Genomic DNA, 18,019 nt, shown 5'->3' with positions numbered 1-18,019 from the left:
TCCACTGAGGGGTCTGTCGCAGTCCTATGCAAGCAGGACAGAGTTCAATCGTCGCAAGACGTCGTCGGCCACCGTGCCGGCATTTCAAAAGAAGAGAAAGGATGTGCAAACGCACAAGAAAAAATGTACCAGCTACTCATGCGCATCAACAGGTACGTTTCGGTCGGCGCGTCAGCAGTTTTATTACTGTCGTTCGTGATCCCGAGCGTCCAAGCCGCACTTGGACTCAACACAGTCGCCGGACTCGTGATCTATTCCGCCATCCTGGCGGGATCGGTTTTGGCAGATAAACGGCTGGCCCGGCTCTCGTTCAACGAAGTCTGTCAGGAACTGAAAGACGTCGACCTGGAAGAAGCCACCAAAAAATTCTGGGAAGAAGACAAACAGCGAAAGCGCGAAGAAGCGAATCGACGCTGATCGAAGTTATCGTCCCCCATTTCAAATAAACGTCGTCCCATTTCTGGGCTGACACCTATCAAGACCCCGCGGCGCGAGCTGCCGGGTCTTTGTTTCATTTCAAGGAACCATTCATGTTTTTCAAAACAATTCACAGAGAACTGAGTTCGCGCCTGGCTTCGGTCGGGATGGCCATGACCTTCCCAGGTGAAAACAAGGTTTGCTTAATCATCACACCGACATTGAAAGCAGAAATTGCTGAGAAAGCGCCGCACCTGAGTGCCCCGTTTGTGCTCACCGGAACGCCCGATGATCTCGATGCCGGGTTTGTCGACCAGTTCAAGGCCTACAGTGAAGTCCACACATCGCTGCAACAGCAGGTGACGGACCAGATCAAGGCACTCCAGGAGCAATCAGAAGCCAAGGCTGCAAAGGCCAAGGAAGACTCTGCCAAGAAGATGGCGAACAGTCGACCGGTCAAGCCCGCCTCACCTGCTGCAGGTGAGCTCGGCAGACTGCTTTCGGGCGACGACGACCCAGACGACACGGGTAGCGATGAATCAAATGCTGGCGCGACGCCAACACCGGTTCTTCCGCTCTCGGTCACGTCAAACGCCCCCATGGGCGCTGACGAACTGTTCTAACCCCATTTCAAGACAAGGAAAAAAACATGGCACTCGAACGTCAAATCCTTACCCGCGTGTTCATTTACGCGGGCGTCAAAATGCCCGACCCGGATGCAACGATGCAACCGGTTGCAGTCCGAGATTTCTTCGCAGCCGCTGGTCGCCCCGAACTCTCGAGCGCCGAAGTCCGCGGTCCTGAAGTTGTCGGCAACGAATTGCAGTTCACGCTGCACCGTGCCGTCGGTACCAAAGGCCTCCAGGCAATGGTGAACATGGCCACAACGGCTGAAGAAAAATTGGAACTCGCCAATATCAAGGTCCCGGGCTGGATCAGCGACCGTCTGGCTGGTTTCCGCAAGGGCGCCATCCGGCCGCAAGCCCAAGTCAATAGCCTGATCGAGATTCTGTCCAAGTCAGGCAACGGTGATTGCATCCGGCCTCCGGCTCAAGCCATTCCCTGGTTCTTCTGATGACAGCGGCCGTCTCGACGCTGTGCCTGCCGCGAATCTCGAAAGGGGTTCCATGCATAGTCACAGGCGAATCTGAAGGCGGCTCCCTTGTGGCCTCTCTCTTCGCAGAGAGGGAGGCCCTGGGTCTGCCCACCATCTACCCCGATAGCAAGGTGCATCGGGACATTGACGAAGTTGTCCTGAAAAACCTCTATGAATTGGGCTACAAGCCCAATGGGTACAGTGAGCGCTACATCAAGATTCAAATGAGCGCCATCTGCGAGCCATATGAGTTCGAAGATGGCACTGAACTGTTGAGCAGTTACGTTGTGTCGCCGGCCGATTGCGTCATCAACCTTCATGAGCCCATCATGTCATTGGAGCAATCAAGTCCGGGGCTGGGGGAAACTGTGATGTACTGGATCAAAGCGATCACGGACAAACAGTGCATTCCTGGTTTCGTCACGGGCGAAACGCTCTTTGAGATGTTTTCTTGCTACCGTCTGGAGGACGCGCAGACCGATGAGGAGGCCATGGAATTGCTACTGCAGAACGGCTATGGTAAAGAGGATGCCGAGACCTACCTGCCAAGCGTGATCAAGGCGTCCCTTGGCGGTGAGATATTCATCAACCCCCAACAAAAGATCAAGGCCCGTCAACTGCGCAAGCAGCTCGATCAGGCTGGGTTCAAAGGTGCCGCCCGATTGGTGCAGCTGCTTAAAAAGGAGTTGCCCGCCAAGTTCGCGCAAGCCCGGGACGCTTTGTTCAAGGGGCCGCCGCATTTCTGGCAAGCGTACAGCTTTGATGTCCTGCTGGTCGGCGGGGACCAACCCATGGACGCCATAACGGAGTTCATTGATCAAATGGACAACGACCGTTCCAACAACGGCGAATCCGATGATTTGTTGTTCGTCCAGCGGGCGGAGCTCAACACCAATCCAGACGGATCTCTCGCAGAGCACCACTTGGACGGACTATTGGTGCTGGCCAACATATTCAACGCATGGACGGGTATCGAAGAGGTCATCAGCCTCCTCCTCGACCATGTGAAGGACCGAAAAACACATTGAAGGAAAACCATGCATCTGAAAACCGATGAAAAAAAGGAATTCGAACTCGAAAAGGCCTTTCTGGTCTATGGCGCGCGAAGCAGTTATTCGCGGCGCGAGGTGGGATATGTCAGCGAACACAATGTGAATATCAACTCCAAGGGCGTGCCCACCATCATGAAAGGGCGTGCGCTCAAGAAAGACTCCCTGATGGCAGCCCTACGCCAGTTGGCCCGCCAGCAGGGGATCAGCGATCTGGTGTGGGTCGATGATCAGACCATCGCGACAAGCTCGACGCTGCAGGTCTGGTGGACACCTGCCCAAAGCCGGTGGATGCACTTCCAGTCGCAGGGTCTTCAGTTGAGTTTGCCGGCGCAGAACCCGCCTTTGGTGTGGTTGGCGTGCGGGGAATGCCTGATGGTGTTCGCCCTCAAGGAAAACATCAAGCCAGGACCAACAACCGCGTTGCACCATGCGCCTCTGTTCAATGTCTTTGCGAATGCAGAGGTTTGCGCGGGAAGCATGCAGAAACCCAAGGATGGCAATGCCAAGGAATGGGTGGAGTCGTTTTACGCCGCCACCTTCACGCATGCCAACCCGCCAAGCCGCCGACTGACAACCTATCGTCAAGGCGAAAAAGCGCTTTGGAAGCATTTGATGACTTCAAAGAAGAAACCGGCGTTTCCCACCGACAAGCTCAAGCCATTTGGCAAGACGCTGGGTGAAGTAGTCCAAAATTTGGAAAAAGACCTTTAAGAATTTTCTGGCCACCCCTTTTGGGGTGTGCCGGGGGATTCCCTAAGCCAGCTCACGTGGAGTTGGCTTAGGGAATCTGGCTCCACGCCACTCACGCTGCACACCACCCTGTGCAGCCTATCAAAAACCCGCCATGGGGATACGTCCCCATGGGTCGCGTCTACCTTGCATTTGCAATCAAAGGATAAAGATGAATGCCCAACACGCATCCATGATCGACCGCTTTCTGGCAACAGACTGCCCGGTCATCACCATGCCTCACGACAGTGAGGTATTTGAACCCCTGAAGACCCCTGGCCACCGACTCATCGTCGCGGCAGGAGGGCTTTACAAAGAAATCCGCCGCGCCTGGCTTCATGCGATCGTCCATGTGGCGCGCGCACAGACCCCCTTTGGCGAGCTGCAGACCACGCTCAGCATGCCATTCCAGGTGCCGGAAAACTTGCTTGTCGAATTTCTGCATCAAGCCAGAGCCGCCGCGCCCAACGAAACGGCGGCCTGGATCGTCTTCAATGAAGGGGACAGGTCGCTTCGGCTCCTTCCCATGGAATACGACGGGGTTACCCCGGTGCACCTGAGCATTCTGCGGCCCATGCTCGCCGCTGGCGAGCACCTGGTGGTGGACCTGCACAGTCATCACCAAATGTCAGCGTATTTCAGCCGTACCGACGACGCGGATGACATCGCAAGCAACGAAGTCAAGATCGCCGGCGTTGTCGGCACCATCCACCAAAATCCGACCTGGAATTTCAGGATGTGTCTGGAAGGAGTGCTGATGCCTGATTTTCTGAAACTCTTACGTTTGAAAGAATTGCCATGAGCACCTACAAAATACCCTCTGCGTTTCTCGCAAAGCCGGTCAACGTGGCGGTGATCGGAGCGGGCGGTACCGGCTCGGCCGTGATCGCCTGTCTGGCGCAAATGTGCGTCGCGCTGGAAGCCCTTGGGGCTCCGGGGCTTGATGTCACGGTCATTGATGATGACCGGGTGAGTCCGGCCAACATCGGCCGTCAAGCTTTTGCCCCCTGCGACGTCGGGCAATTCAAGGCCAGCGTGCTGGTCAACCGTGTCAATCAGACTTTCGGGTTGGATTGGGATGCGAAAAATGAACGCCTGGCTGTTCTGCCTGCCCGTCACAACTACGACATGCCAAGAATTTACATTGGCTGTGTGGATACCCGAAAAGCCCGACAAGCCATTAAATCCCATTGGGAAGCAAGCTCTAATAGCGGGTTCAATGGAACAGCCTGGTGGCTCGATTGCGGAAATACGGCCCATTCCGGGCAGGTCATTCTTGGCGTTCTAACTGAAGGGGTGGTAGAGTTGCCGAGCGCGGGCCACCTCTTTCCGGAGATGGTAGATGCAAGCCTTGATGCCAGCGATGACATGCCCAGCTGTTCACTGCCTGAGGCGCTGGCCAAGCAAGACCTGTTCACGAATCGGACCATTGCAGATACAGCCATGAATTTGCTGTGGAAGCTGTTTCGCTACGGGGAAACGGATGTCCATGGGGCGTTTGTGAACCTGCAGACGATGCGCACCAACCCGTTGCCTATCGATCCCATCGCTTGGGCACGCATGGGTTATGCGGCTGAGGTGGAAGAAGAAGCATGAGGATTTGAACCATGGCAAACGCTCAACACCGGTACCGAACATTTCCGGTCCGTTGAGCGCGGCATCTGGGCTATTGCCTGATTGTCCAAATAGCCCTCAAAACATGAAGCCACTGAATAAAGTGGCAAGACACAATTCCCCTGGCCGCCTTGCGCGGTCAGGGGGATTGACCAAGCGAACCTCTGATCCGAGGACGCTTGGTCAATCCCGTTTCCGACTCGAATTCCTTGTAGGCGTCATTTCCATCCGAACCGCGCGGCCAGTGGCCCGGCGGCGGCGCCATGTGGTCTAATTCCGTAACACATTAGTGAAATTGTGAGGCAATCCATGTCATTTCCGCTTGAGCGTCACCCCGGGTCCATCATCTTCGTTGACGATGATGAGAATTACTTGGCGGCTGTAAAGACCATTTTCCCGTCGCAGTGGAACATTCAGACATTCGCGGATACCTCTGAATTTGTTTCGCACATGTCGGCCATGATGACGGTGATCGAGGATATGGACGCCTATCAACGGGGCGCCATTGAACGCTGCAGAAAAGGCGGCTCCGTGGCCATCGAAGTGCTGCGTTTCTGGAACGCATTTCCAGAGCGCTACGCGTTGCCAAAAGTGGTCTTGATGGACTATCACATGCCCAATCACAGCGGGCTTGACGCTTTGGAGAAAATCAAGGACTGGCGTGGCCCTAAAGTCTTGCTGACGGGCGTCGCCGACGAGGCACAGGTATGTCGGGCGTTCAATGAACGCTTAATTGACTATTACGTCGCCAAACAGAATTCAAAGATACTGGCGCTGATTGTTTCGACAGTGAAACTCATGCTCAATAATTACACCGAAAACAGCAGCCTGCAATGGAACGCGTGGAACATGTCGATGAAGCCCGAGCAAACATTAATTTTGGGCTATCCAGAAATCACACAAGCCCTGTTCAAATTTGTTGATGACAACTGTGAACATATTGTGATCGGAGACCCATTCGGGGTCATGGCGCTTGGCTACGCAGGCGAGGTCAAATGGCTGCAATTGGAAACCACCGCCACCCTCGACGCTGCGGCCGATCTGGTCATCAAGTCGGGTGGAACCAGTGAAGACGCGCAGAGTGTGCGCGCGGCGCACTCCCTGACCAATGCGCGCATCAACTCCGCACTGGGCATTGCAGACACTCCATCTGCCGTCGCTAATTCATTTCAGATTCGTATTCCCAGCATCAACGAAATTCTTTTCGGGGCTGTTTTCGACCTGACTGTTGGTGGGGCACCTCTGCCAGAGGCGTGCTACACGGCATGGCAACAGCGCCAGAGCCAGCGCATTTAGCCATTACGGCTAATTAAGGGGCGCCAAGAGCCACGGACCTGTTAGGTCTGTTCGCATTCCTGCGTCGACGCAAACACCATTGCTCCGGACTTGCCTGCGTCCGGCAGCGGCCTTTGGTGCGCGATCTGAAAACCTGCAATCCAACGATATTGCACATGTCTTTGCAGTCCTGACCGGCAACAATCCTGCGCGCGTCTGTACCTAGCCACTTTGAACCATCTTTTGGCCGCCAATTGGGCGGAACCGCAGCTTTCGGGACGGTCATAGCCGCCCTTTCGCCAAAAACACCCAAACAAACTAGCCAAAAACTCGCTCTAAAGCAGACCTCTCGCAAAACCGCGTCGTATTCACACGCGAATGAATCAAAATAGAACACAAATGTGAAACGAGGTCGAAAGTGAAATAGGCAGAGCGCCAGAAATAGCACTCAAAAGCTTAAAACGGAGCAATCCACAAAGTTGCTCGCTGGACTCATCGAGAGTCTCCTTCTCGGAAAAAAAGTGGCGTTATGCCATCAAGAATGATGAACTGGATACTTCTACAAACCTGGGCGGCGGTCAATGCATAGGCAATTGACCGTTGCGCTGTTGGTGGCGAGCAGCGCCTTCATGGCGGGCTGTGCTCAGCTTCCAGAGGCAACAGGAGACACCACAGGCAACGTCGGCGCATCGGGTCCTATAGCGCCCGCACCGGAAATCTCCGTCGTCGACCGCTCCCCCGACAGAACCAGGAACATTGGCAAAGAGGAGCTGTTCATCGCGCAGCCACTGCAGAGCAGTGATCCTATGCCACGGATCAACATAGAGAACGTAACCATATTGAGCAGTCGGGTCTATGAGCTGATGCGCACCCTGCTTGATGGAAAGAATATTTCGTTTTCAATTTCCGGCGTCAACAGCAAAGTTATGCGCCGCCATGTGTCAGCGTCCAACATCACGGGTGATCTAGAGCAGATTCTTGACGATTTTGCCAATTCGGTCGGGTTCTACTGGCATTACAAGGGAGGGACACTGCACATAGCGCCTGACCGCCAGTACATCGCCACGATTCCCCCCATTGACGACGTGTACGAAAGCATGCCCCCCATGCTGCAATCCATGGGTGCGATTGACGTGTTTGTCGATCGGACATCACACCTGGTGACCTACAGCGCCAACAGGGAGGCCTCAGAGAAGATAGATGGCTACCTCAAGCACATTCGTGACAACAAGAAAATGATTTCTTACGATGTGTACGTCTGGCAGGTCGAACTCGATGGGGACCACAAGAACGGTATTCGGTGGGAAAAGCTCGACGAGGAAATCGCTTCCAAAAGAGGGGTTAAACGCCAGGCCGCATCCAGTGATGCCAAATTGGGAGCCGGCTTCAGTTCGACCTTCGGGCGCGGCGAGTTGCCGATTGATGTGCTTTCGAGTTTTCTGTCGGCCCAGGGAAAGATTCACGCTATTTCGCAACCGAAAATGGCAATGATCAGCGGTGGCAAAAGCACCTTTCGGATCGGCAACACCACGGTGTACGCCAAGCAAGTCGGAACCGATTCGAGTTCGGGAGTGAACAAGACCACAGTGACTACCGCGCAGGCGTTGTCGGGAATCGAGTTGACGGTGGTTGGCAATCTGGATGGCGAGACGGTCTATACCGACATCCAGATGAAACTCAACGACTTGCTCAGGTTCAACTCCTTCAGCGCCAACGGTATCTCCCTGCAATTGCCCCAAAACGCAAATCGCGAACTATCGACCCTTGCGCGGATTCGTCCAGGCAACTCTCTCTTGCTGGCGGGGATAAACATCAGCAGAACCGACGATAGCCGCACCGTAAAAGACGCTCGCGAGAAGAACTCGATGACCTTGCCAAATAGCATGTATGAAACCGAACAGAGAACAGAACTTGTGTTGGTTTTTTCCCCCAATGTTTACTCCTTCATTAACGAAGGCGTGAATTCCAAGACCAATGCTGACCTTCAGGCCTATCAAAATGAAAAATGATCTCACTCGATATGCTTTGTGTGCCGTGTCATTGGCGGTGTCTCTTACGCTAGGTGGGTGTTCATCTCCTACAAGGGTCATCGCGGAGGATGGCGCGTCCATGCATGGTGCCCTCGGCGCCGCGCCTGCGGGAACCATAGGCAACTCTGATCCCAGCAGCGTCATTGACCTAGACACTGAATTTGAAGACGCGTTCATCTACCGTCCGGTGCAAAGCGGGGGCGACCGCCTGCCTGACAAGATGATCAAGTCGTTGTCGTTGACGGATACCGCGATTCTGGATGCATTGCGGCTGCTGATAAAAGACACGCCCGTTAGTTTGTCGATGATGAACGCAGCGAACCAGAATTCAACGGTCAATGGAACAGTCACCGCTTACAACCTCAGTGGCAACCTGCCCGACGTGGTGGAAAAGCTATCCAATTCTGCGGGTTTTTACTATCGGTACTCCCAAGGTACGCTCAATATCTACCCTGACGAACAGTTCGTGGTTTCCCTGCCGCCCATCGTCAATGAAGATGTTTTTGCGGGTATGGCCAATACCATCGTGAAACTCGGTGCATCGGACGCATATTTGGACCGCCAGGGCAGGTCTCTGACGTTTCGCGCCAACCGGTCGGCCATGCGAGGGATTGACAGATTTCTCGAAAATGTGAGAGAGACGCGCAGCCTCATCGTCTTCGATACCTATATTTACGAAGTCAATCTGACCGATGGCGCTCAAACAGGAATCAAGTGGAACAAACTGGCAATGGCCATCGGCCCGGGGGGCTCTCTGGGCGCTCTTGGCGCTGTCGGGGGGAGCACAGTCGCAGACTCGGGAGGCATGGGCTTCTCGGCGATCTACAAGGGGTCGCGATTTGACCTTGACGCGTTTTTCTCATTCTTGCAGACGCAAGGTAATGTCAAAACCATTGCCCAGCCGAAGATTGCAATCATGTCGGGATCAAAAGGCGGGTTTAAGGCAGGTTCGACCACCAAGTACGTTTCCCAGGTCGGCACCAATTCCAGTACCACGATCAATCAAACCACAGTCAGTACCGACACCGCTGTCTCCGGGCTGGACCTGTCTCTGACGGGCGATGTATCGGATGGCACCGTCTACGCGCGGATTCGCATCTCCCTGTCCGAACTCATCCGCTTCAACTCATTTGAGGCACTTGGAACGTCATTGCAGCTGCCACAGACCACCTCACGCGAATTGACCACTGCGATACGTGCACGCCCAGGCGATGTGGTGCTCCTGGGCGGCGTGAACAACAGCAGCGAGTCATCGGACTACTCGGGCTTGCCGGGTGAAAAGGGGCAAATGCTGGTGCCAACAAGTTCAAATAAAAAAGTGGCGCGCACTGAACTGGTTATGGTCATGAAGCCAAAAATCGTGCGATTTTCAAATCCGCAAAGGGAAGCCGAAAAATTGGCTCGGAAGATGTTCGAGCAAAGCCAGGTCCGCGCTGTGGCCGACGTGAAAGTGCCCGTACAGTTGGTGGAGCTCCAGGCCGTGCGGCCAGCGCCGATACGACCTGCGATCCTGCCGGCCAATTTGATCAATCCTGTCAAAGCCAGGGTTGAACCGAATGCCCCACCGGTGGAAATAGCTGCCCAGGCCATTGCCGAACCCGCGCCGGTCAATAAAGACAGGACTCCACCGAAAGCGAATCCATCCCAAACCAGGGTTGCCGACGTGAGTCCGGCGGTGAGCGTGCAGACCGGCAACCTAACCGTGACTGATCCGGTCCATGGCCAACGCGAGATGGCAGTTTCCGTAGGACAGGCGGCCCAACAACCTCAAGAGCAGGCGCAACCAGCGCCGCGTGCACGGGCTCCCATTGCCGGCGAGGCGATATCGGCCGTGCAAACAGCCTCGAACAAGGATGGAAGTCTGGTCGTACAGGTAAAGTCAGGCGACCATTTGGTAGCTGAAGTCAATCTCAAGCAGCCACAGAGTGGAGAGAACAACAATGATTAATCGTGCCGTGCTCGCCCTAGCGCTGATGGCAGCACTTCCCGCCATGGCGGATGTCCCCAACCCCTTGATGGCGCCAACGCCGCGCGGTACAAAAACAGGGGCGCAGTCGCTAACGCCAATGCCCCCAGGCGGTCCGTCACCAATGCCAGTTGATCAGCCAAGTACCACCTTTGGAAAGAAGCAGGTTGCTCCGGTGGAAGAAGCGGTTGATTTGCAGAGCACTTGGTATGTGTCGGCCATTGTCGGCAATTCCGCAATGATGCGTCAACGCCCAGGCGCTACGTCTCCCAAAGGTTCGGCAGGTGCCGGTCAGTACGCTGGCGCAGGGCAATTTCCCGGTGTGTATTCAGGTGGCGGAGCGCCCCAACAGGTCCAGAGCGGACCCGCCGAAGTCAAAACAGCACCAGGCATGTCCCTGATGGTGACTGATGGTGAAGACACGTTTGTGATGGGGATGGCTGTACGTGCGAAGTTTCGCGGGGATACTGTGATGTTGTTCGAAGGCAGTAATCGAGTGCCGTTGTTCTACGGCGGCGTAGAGGCGTCGCCCACCTTGCGGGCCGAGCGCAAAGTGACCGAGCTACCCGACACGGCATTTGCCAGTCGCGCCGCACCGGACACAGCGACGGGCAGCTCCACTGGTGCTGCGCCAAGCTCAGATCCGATGCAGCCGCATGCACCTCAGTTCGCGCGATGAGCAACGCCCTGCATATTGTCGAAACGCCAGCGCTGGCTGTGCCATTGCGCACGGGGGAGATTTTGATCCGGGACGGGGTCATTACGCGCCATCAATTGGAGATTGCGCTAAAACAACAACGGGTATGGCGAAACTCCGGAAGAATTACGCCAATCGGCGAAATTCTGCACGAGTTGCGTTTTGCCGATCGCGCCGCCATCGAAAATGCGGTATTGATGACAGCCGGCTCCACGACTGGCATTTTTGAGGTCTTGCTGTCATCCGTCACCTGTATGCGCTATCGCGTGCACCCCATTCGCATGGATGGAGAAACGTTGGTCATTCAGTCTAGGCAGCGTCTGAGTGATCGGGAAAAGCAGCGCATTCTGGATGCATGCCATGTGTCGGCCAAGTACCTGAAAGTCGTTGCAGCTGATCACCAGGCCATAGCTTCGGCGCTTTCGATGCATGAAAAGCAGGATTCTTCCCTCGACATCTGGATCAGACGCTTGCAGCACGACCCATCGGGCTATGTGCTCAAAGCGTTCATGGGGCACATGATCGGGGAGGCATCTCAACGGGATGCCTCCGATATCCATCTAGACCGCAAGGACGACGTCCACTCGTGGATTTCCTACCGCATAGATGGCGATATGAGCCAGATGTACATGCTGCCGTCCAAATTGATGGCCGCCATCATCGTGCGCATCAAAACGGAAGCGGGCATGGACGCATCATCTACCCAGCGTCCCCAGGACGGGCGCATCAGTCTTGATTCGCGCCACCAAAAACTTGACATCCGGGTCTCCTCGCAACCCATCGCAGGGGGTGAGACGATTGCACTTCGACTGCTCAGCTCGGACTCCATCAAGTCTTTGAACATCTTGTTTCCGCAGCAGCCTGAACTGATTGCGCACCTCAAGAAGCTGACCCGTGTTGATTCAAAGACGGGTGGGTTCATTTTGATTTCCGGCGCGACTGGAATGGGGAAGTCCACCACGTTATATGCGTTGTTGCAAGAACTCGACAGGGACCGACTCAACGTCATGACGGTTGAAGACCCTGTGGAATATCAGTTGGCGTTTCTCAGGCAGATCCAGCTCAATCAGTTTTTGGGCGAGCAAGCTACGGATATGGAGAGATCACTATTGCGTCAGGACCCGGATGTGCTCGTATTTGGCGAAATGCGCGACGAGAACTCGACAATTGCCGCATTGCGCCTGGCTGAATCGGGCCACCTGGTGATCTCTACCATTCACGCCAATGACGCGGTACAGACGTTCGAGCGGCTTGCCAATAAAGTGGGCGAAGCAAACCGCGATGACATGCTCTACATCCTGGGCAGCTATCTCAAGGCGATTATTGCCCAGCGCCTGATCAAGAAGCTGTGCCTTTGCGCGCGCCCCGCCACACCTGAATATCGTTCGCTTCATGCACAGACCGCGGCGGATTTGGGCATCAGCGATGAAGCCACTGGTTTGCTGGAGCCAGGAAAATGCAAGGCATGCAACAACACGGGGTACCGGGGGCGCGTCATGCTGCACGAGACCTTGCTGATACCCGATGACGATCTTGTTCGCAAAAATTTGCTCACGGCGATCACGTCCCCTAACGGTTTCTCATCAATCTTGGACGTACCGGGTGTGAAACACATTGCCCGCACGGATACCCTGCGCACGCTGGTTTCATCCGGTGTGATTCCTCTGGGGTTTGCAGCGCTTCAAATGGGGGTATCAGCATCATGATCAACCCTCAGAGTCAGCAAGTGTGGGCGGCACCCCGCAGACAACTTTTGCGCTGGACCATTTCGTACGCTCCATGGAACAGCCCGAAGACCGTCGTCACAGAAAAGACCATTGCCGCATCACAACGAGAAGCGTTGCAGTCCGCCATGAAACTGGGTGTGCCGCTTTCGGCCAAACGCGACTGGCAATTTGGCTGGCAGAAGATAGACAAAGATTACCGGCAGCAATTCTTGCTGGCGTTGTCGTTCAACGTCCAGTCCGGCATGTCTGCAGGCAAGGCGTTGGAAGAGGTCATCCAGTCCGAACGCGGCCATGTGCGACAAGTGATGGAACCCGCGCTGGCAATCATCAAGGCGGGAGGCGAGTTCTCCGATGCGATCGATGGCCTGGCCATGTTTGATGATGCGACGCTCTCCATCTTGCGCGCTGGTGAAAAGCTCGGGGCAATGAAAGAGGCCATGGCCAGCGCTATCGCTCATATCAAGAAGACCAATCACTCGATGAAACTGATGATTGGCGCGTTGATGGTCATTATTGCGGACATTGTGGTGTCCTCCATAACGGTGTTCGGCGTCCAGTTCTATCAGTTGCCGCAACTGCGGACCGAAGGCATCACGTCAAAAGACCCGGTCGTCGTTGCCAATTTCGCCAGCAACCTTGATATGGCTTTCTTGTTGAATGGAATTTTGACTGCCTTTACTGTGGTGCTCTCCATCGTGGTGACAGTGGTCGTCATGTCGTATTCAAACAAGGAAATGCGCGAGTTCAGGCAGAAAGTCGACTACGCACTGCATCAAATGCCGATTCTGCGCGATTTGCTTCGGCACACCGCGATTTCGTCCACCATGTCGATTTGCGGTGCCTTGCTGAGCGGGGGTGTGATGCTCAATAAAGCGTTGGTCATTGTGCGCGGCTCCACCATGTCACCCATCGTTTCAGGCTACTGGCAAAGGGCCGAGTCGCATCTCGAGCATGGGGAATCGGTGAACATTGCCCTGCAGGATGAAAACGTGCTTGAACGCTCGGAATGTCTGATTCTCGCCTCACACGCAGACCAGATGCAATTGGCGCAGGCCATGCTTGCGATAAGCGAGCGTCGGGACGAGATGGCGGAACGGGCATCCAGCAAGTTCGGTAAGTTTGCATTTTGGACCGGGCTACTTTACTCAGGCTGTGGCGTGTTGATCGCCTTGTGGGTGTCCTACATCCAGTACCAGGCAGTGATGGCCAGCACAACGTCAATCGGGGGATAAATGAAGTCAATAATGAACCTGATCAATTCCAATTCGGGCGCCACAGGGCCGGTCGGCTCAATGCAAACCGAATTGTCACCAATAGCGCAAGAGGCAATTTACTCGTCGATGGTGGCGGGAAGCTTTCCGAAAACGACCGGCAGTTCACAACAGTCTGCCTATTGGCTTGCGCGGGAGGCGCTGGACGATGACAGGTTGGCGCTGGTATCGGGCAGCAGTGAGACCCATGTGTTTTACCTGGCGGTGCCAACCAGGGCGTTCTCCAACGGCGCCTTGCGGGATTTGCCCCTGTCAGCTGCCTTCCCAAATCATCCTGAGCATGAAGGCGACGGGGCGTATGTCCTGCACCTCGGGCACGATGTGACAGTGGCCGTCATCATTAACGGCTCGGACTTCAAAATCCTTTGCAATGAGCAGCTAGCCGTTCTTGAAATCATAGAAGATGAAGGCCTTAGGCAGATTGAGTGCGACGCAAAACTGGCTTGGCCTCTCAAATCACTGCGGCTGTCGTCCGAACAGGCTGCAGATTTGGCCACAAAGTGGGCGGGCAAAGTATCCGCGGTTGTGCTGGCGATGTCGGTGCTGGTCTACGCCGCGGCTTCAATCGCCTCAGGCGTAATTCAAGGCCGCTCCAAGGACGCCATCAGCGTGCGGGAACACGGGTTGGCCTCCATCATTGGACAGGTGGCTTTGTCATCGCCGCTGGCCGAACGCATGGCCAAATTTCAGCAAATCTCGTCCGTGGTAGTTCGTGCCGGTGGTTGGCTCAAAGCTTACAACTTCAAAAATGGAAAGGAAAGTTTTGTCGTGGAACTCCCCGAATGGGTATCACGCGACTATCTGGATGCGCTCGGACCCGATGTCAAAACAGACTTGGATCGGGTTGGCGGCGTATTGGTGGTAACCAAAGGGGCAATGAAGCTTGAAAACAAATAATGTGACGCCTGATTTTCTGACGCGAGTAGCGTTGGTCTGGTTTACTCGGTCCCCGTGGGCGGTCGTTTGCGCCATGGCGCTTGCTCTCGCGGCGACGTGGATTGCGGGCAAAGAAATAAGGGCACTCGTTTCTGCTGTGCGCACGAGCGGCGCGCAAGCCGGCGATGCGGCGAGCCTGAGTAAAGAGGACGTTCCCCTTCCCGAACTAACGGCGCTCTCAACGATGCTGGAACGCGTGACTCCGTCGGTCTCTTTCAAGCCTGAAGGAAACACACTCAAGGTGTGGGTAGATGCGCCTGTCAATTACTCAGACTGGGTGCTGGCTCTTTCGACTTTGCAGACGTATCAAAAAGGGCTGGTATGGGACGTCAAAGTCATATGCGCCAATTGCGAGGGCAAGGCAGCCTATGCAGAGGTTGCACCGTATGTGCAAAAGATTGTCTGGAAATGATATTGCTAAATTTATAAGGAGAGTTGATTGTGAGCTTAAAAAGCAAAAAGACGATAGGGGTTCTGGTGCTTGCGGCCGTGGCCTTGGCAGCCGGTGGTGTCGCCATGAGCAAGGTCACTCTCGGTGGCGACAAGTCAGTGACTGCGGCACCACCGGTGGCGGCATCCAGTGCGGGAACGAACCTCGTGGCCCTGGTCAATGGCGAGCCCGTTTACGAAATTGAACTCGCATCGATGTTGCAGAACATGCCCCATGCGGTCGCCGTAGATAGCTACATCAACAAAGTTCTTTCCGCGCAGGCCGCCAAAACCGAAAGCGCGGGACTCGAGGTCGCCGCCCGGCGACTAATGGCCGAACGTGAAGTGCTTTCCAATCTATATTTCTCTCGCATCGGCGAAAGAGAAGTCAAGGGTGTTTCCGACGCGGAAATCGATCAGTTCTATCAGCGCAATTTGTCGGACAGCATGTTCGCCAGAATTGGAGCCTCGTACTTTCTGAGCGCAACCGACGAAGACGCAACTCAGTTCGCGCTGAAACTGCGCGAAGGGGATAAAGAGGCGGCAGCGAAGCTCAAGCCATTTCTGAATCCAGCAGGCAAGGCGATCGCCTTCGCTCCCGCGGACTTTCCCTATGACATGGGGAAACTGATACAGACAATGAAAGTCGGGGAAGTGTCGGGCTCTTTGGCCACCCGAAACGGATTCTTTGTTGTGCGTGTCGATGAAGTTGTACCGGGCAAAAGACCCGCCATCAAGGAAATCAAGGAGCAATTGCGCTCTGCCCTGGTCAATCAACGTGTTGGCGAGAAGCTGCAGCAGCTACGCAAAGGCGCCAAGATTGAACTCAAATCTTAGTTTTTTCAAATCACAGGTTAACCAAGAAGAGGAATATTGAAATGAAACGTAGCAACTTTAAGAGCAAGCAAGCGGGCTTCATGAACGCCCTGATCATGTTCGGCATCGCGTTGATCGTAGCGATGATGGGGGCATGGGCAGTTGCCAATCGCAGCTCCAACACCAACTCCAGTACGGAACAGAACAAGATGAGCGCGTCGGTTATCTTGAAGGAGGCATCCGATTTTAGAGATGGATTTGCGCGTGCGCTGTCTGATGGGATCAGTCCGTCAACAATCACTTTCGATATGACAGCGGGCACTGGCTTGCTCCAGCCGTCCAAGGGCTATGCATCGCCACAGACAGCCCCGATCCGTGCGATGGACGCTGCGGGCACCGCGGCAAACTTTGTCTGGAACTACACCAAATTGGTGAAGATCAAAGATATTGGAGCGGACACCAGTAATGACTACATGGTGACGCTTGGTGATCTTTCGCTTGAAGTATGCCAACGCCTGAACAACATGCTTTACAACACTGATATGGCTACAGTCCCTGTGACGGGCGTCGGCACTTTGGCAGATTACACGACCACCCCAGCGGCGGTTGATCTAACAACAAGTGTGGCTGGCCGTGATGGAAAGACAGACCTATGCGTTAAAACCAGCGATGGCAAGTATGTGTATTACAAAGTGATGGTGGAAAACTAATCATTCCGCGACGGCGGCTTTTGCCGCCTGTTCTCTCTGGCATCTTCTCACCAGAGCACCAGCGAACACACCATGCACTCGGTATCTCACCAAAAAGGCTTTATCAATGCTCTGATCATGTTTGGGATCGCGTTGGCGGTTGCCATCATGGCGGCGTGGGCTATCGCCAATCGCAGCTCGAGTTCCAGTTCTAACCAGGAGCAGGTAAAAATGAGTGCGTCCATGATTCTCAAAGAGTCGTCGGACATTCGAGATGGCTTTGCCCGCGCATTCTCAGATGGCATCAGTCCATCGGCGCTCACGTTTGACATGGCGGCAAATACCGGATTGTTTCAGCCAAGCAGAGGGTACGCGGTGCAGCAGACGGCACCGATCCGTGCCATGGATCCCACGGGGACTCCGGCAAACTTTGTTTGGACCTACAACAAGTTGGTGAAAATAAATGGCATTGGCATCGATGCCATTGATGATTCAGTGATCTCGATCGGGGACCTGACAGGTGATGTTTGCAGAAGCATCAACAACATGCTCTACAACACCGACGTTTCTGCGACGCCCATGAATGGGGTCGGTTCTTTGGCCGATTTCGCCGGGGCCGGTGCGATCGACATGAGTTCGAATTTACCGGGGCGAGACGGCAAAACCGATCTGTGCGTCACGACCAGCGATGGAAAGTACGTGTACTTCAAAGTGGTGGTGGAAAAATGATGCCACGCAGACGCCTCACTTCAGCGCTTGATGGAAAGCAAAAGGGCTTCATGCTGGCTTATGTCATGCTGATGATTGCTGTAGTCTCAATAGCCATGAGCGGCATTGCCTTCATGAACAAGGGCATGGCTTCAAAGTCCTATATGGACGATGCCAAAAACGTCATCCAGAGCCAGGTGGGCACCATTCGCGGACAGATACTACTGTGTGGGCTGCTCTATCCATCGGGCAACAACGCGACAACGTTCAATATCAAATACCCAGGTGGGTCAGCAGTCAACGTCTCCGCCCTGACTTGCCCAGGAAGCCCGGCGGCCAACAAAAGCCTGTGGACGGGTGGTAACGGCACCTTTCTGTCGCCCGTTCCATCGGGTTTTACTGGATGGGTCTACACCAATGACGCCGCGGGTATCAAGGTCGTTCTTACATCAAATGGTGGCGTTTTGGAAAACAATGTCTTGACCAGTGTGGCTGCGAAGTTCACTTCGGTCGAGGCAAACATTGTTGGCAATGTCATGACGATCTGGATTGTTAAGTCCTAGTTCC

The 18,019-nt window shown here is 54.8% G+C and carries 19 protein-coding genes; all 19 read left to right on the top strand.

Annotation, left to right across the window (positions count from 1 at the left end; all coding sequences use genetic code 11):
• The first annotated feature begins 123 nt into the window (after positions 1 to 123).
• The 19 genes from RFER_RS24360 to RFER_RS22285 all read left to right on the top strand — a co-directional run bounded on the left by RFER_RS24360 (position 124) and on the right by RFER_RS22285 (position 18,015).
• The gene (locus RFER_RS24360; protein WP_166485920.1) at positions 124 to 417 is read left to right on the top strand and encodes a hypothetical protein; all 294 of its coding nucleotides are present in this window, start codon (positions 124 to 126) and stop codon (positions 415 to 417) included.
• 113 nt (positions 418 to 530) lie between these two features.
• Positions 531 to 1,040: a PRTRC system protein E gene (locus tag RFER_RS22370; protein ID WP_011458643.1), complete on the top strand. Its 510-nt coding sequence runs from the start codon at positions 531 to 533 to the stop codon at positions 1,038 to 1,040.
• A 26-nt stretch (positions 1,041 to 1,066) separates the two neighbouring features.
• Positions 1,067 to 1,492, top strand: coding sequence for a PRTRC system protein C (locus RFER_RS23715; protein WP_011458644.1), 426 nt, complete (start codon positions 1,067 to 1,069; stop codon positions 1,490 to 1,492).
• Entirely contained in the window at positions 1,492 to 2,541 is a 1,050-nt protein-coding gene (locus RFER_RS22360; RefSeq protein WP_011458645.1) for a PRTRC system protein F, read from the top strand. Before RFER_RS23715 ends, RFER_RS22360 begins: the two co-directional genes overlap by 1 nt.
• Positions 2,542 to 2,550: 9 nt before the next feature.
• Positions 2,551 to 3,276: a PRTRC system protein B gene (locus RFER_RS22355; RefSeq protein WP_011458646.1), complete on the top strand. Its 726-nt coding sequence runs from the start codon at positions 2,551 to 2,553 to the stop codon at positions 3,274 to 3,276.
• Positions 3,277 to 3,466: 190 nt separating this feature from the next.
• The gene (locus RFER_RS22350; RefSeq protein WP_011458647.1) at positions 3,467 to 4,096 is read left to right on the top strand and encodes a PRTRC system protein A; all 630 of its coding nucleotides are present in this window, start codon (positions 3,467 to 3,469) and stop codon (positions 4,094 to 4,096) included.
• Positions 4,093 to 4,890 carry a PRTRC system ThiF family protein gene (locus RFER_RS22345; protein WP_011458648.1) on the top strand — a complete coding sequence of 266 codons (798 nt, stop codon included), beginning with the start codon at positions 4,093 to 4,095 and terminating at the stop codon, positions 4,888 to 4,890. Before RFER_RS22350 ends, RFER_RS22345 begins: the two co-directional genes overlap by 4 nt.
• A gap of 327 nt (positions 4,891 to 5,217) precedes the next feature.
• A complete protein-coding gene (locus tag RFER_RS22340; protein WP_011458649.1) occupies positions 5,218 to 6,204 on the top strand; it encodes a response regulator in 987 nt (328 codons plus the stop codon).
• Between the two features lie 572 nt (positions 6,205 to 6,776).
• The gene (locus RFER_RS22335) at positions 6,777 to 8,192 is read left to right on the top strand and encodes a Type II secretory pathway component PulD-like protein (RefSeq protein WP_166485919.1); all 1,416 of its coding nucleotides are present in this window, start codon (positions 6,777 to 6,779) and stop codon (positions 8,190 to 8,192) included.
• A 100-nt stretch (positions 8,193 to 8,292) separates the two neighbouring features.
• On the top strand, positions 8,293 to 10,161 hold the full coding sequence (locus RFER_RS22330) for a type II secretion system protein GspD (protein WP_011458651.1): 1,869 nt from the start codon (positions 8,293 to 8,295) through the stop codon (positions 10,159 to 10,161).
• Positions 10,154 to 10,858: a hypothetical protein gene (locus RFER_RS22325; RefSeq protein WP_011458652.1), complete on the top strand. Its 705-nt coding sequence runs from the start codon at positions 10,154 to 10,156 to the stop codon at positions 10,856 to 10,858. Before RFER_RS22330 ends, RFER_RS22325 begins: the two co-directional genes overlap by 8 nt.
• Positions 10,855 to 12,582 (top strand): GspE/PulE family protein, encoded by a 1,728-nt coding sequence (locus RFER_RS22320; protein ID WP_011458653.1) that lies wholly within the window; start codon positions 10,855 to 10,857, stop codon positions 12,580 to 12,582. Before RFER_RS22325 ends, RFER_RS22320 begins: the two co-directional genes overlap by 4 nt.
• Positions 12,579 to 13,835: a type II secretion system F family protein gene (locus RFER_RS22315; RefSeq protein WP_011458654.1), complete on the top strand. Its 1,257-nt coding sequence runs from the start codon at positions 12,579 to 12,581 to the stop codon at positions 13,833 to 13,835. Before RFER_RS22320 ends, RFER_RS22315 begins: the two co-directional genes overlap by 4 nt.
• 12 nt (positions 13,836 to 13,847) lie before the next feature.
• The gene (locus RFER_RS22310) at positions 13,848 to 14,771 is read left to right on the top strand and encodes a hypothetical protein (protein WP_041793398.1); all 924 of its coding nucleotides are present in this window, start codon (positions 13,848 to 13,850) and stop codon (positions 14,769 to 14,771) included.
• Positions 14,758 to 15,222, top strand: a complete 465-nt coding sequence (locus RFER_RS22305; RefSeq protein ID WP_244095915.1) for a hypothetical protein — start codon at positions 14,758 to 14,760, stop codon at positions 15,220 to 15,222. The genes RFER_RS22310 and RFER_RS22305 overlap by 14 nt, the downstream gene beginning before the upstream one ends.
• 29 nt (positions 15,223 to 15,251) lie before the next feature.
• Positions 15,252 to 16,076, top strand: coding sequence for a peptidyl-prolyl cis-trans isomerase (locus tag RFER_RS22300; RefSeq protein WP_011458657.1), 825 nt, complete (start codon positions 15,252 to 15,254; stop codon positions 16,074 to 16,076).
• Positions 16,077 to 16,117: 41 nt separating this feature from the next.
• Positions 16,118 to 16,765, top strand: a complete 648-nt coding sequence (locus RFER_RS22295; RefSeq protein ID WP_011458658.1) for a hypothetical protein — start codon at positions 16,118 to 16,120, stop codon at positions 16,763 to 16,765.
• A 72-nt stretch (positions 16,766 to 16,837) separates the two neighbouring features.
• Positions 16,838 to 17,473 carry a hypothetical protein gene (locus tag RFER_RS22290; protein ID WP_041793389.1) on the top strand — a complete coding sequence of 212 codons (636 nt, stop codon included), beginning with the start codon at positions 16,838 to 16,840 and terminating at the stop codon, positions 17,471 to 17,473.
• Complete coding sequence (locus RFER_RS22285) at positions 17,473 to 18,015, top strand: hypothetical protein (RefSeq protein WP_166485918.1); 543 nt, start codon at positions 17,473 to 17,475, stop codon at positions 18,013 to 18,015. Before RFER_RS22290 ends, RFER_RS22285 begins: the two co-directional genes overlap by 1 nt.
• Positions 18,016 to 18,019: the final 4 nt, after the last annotated feature.

It is taken from the genome of Rhodoferax ferrireducens T118, assembly GCF_000013605.1.
In the GTDB taxonomy this organism is placed as follows: domain Bacteria; phylum Pseudomonadota; class Gammaproteobacteria; order Burkholderiales; family Burkholderiaceae_C; genus Rhodoferax; species Rhodoferax ferrireducens.
The sequence above is the reverse complement of the archived record's forward strand: the minus strand, read 5'-3'. Positions and strand labels throughout refer to the sequence as shown.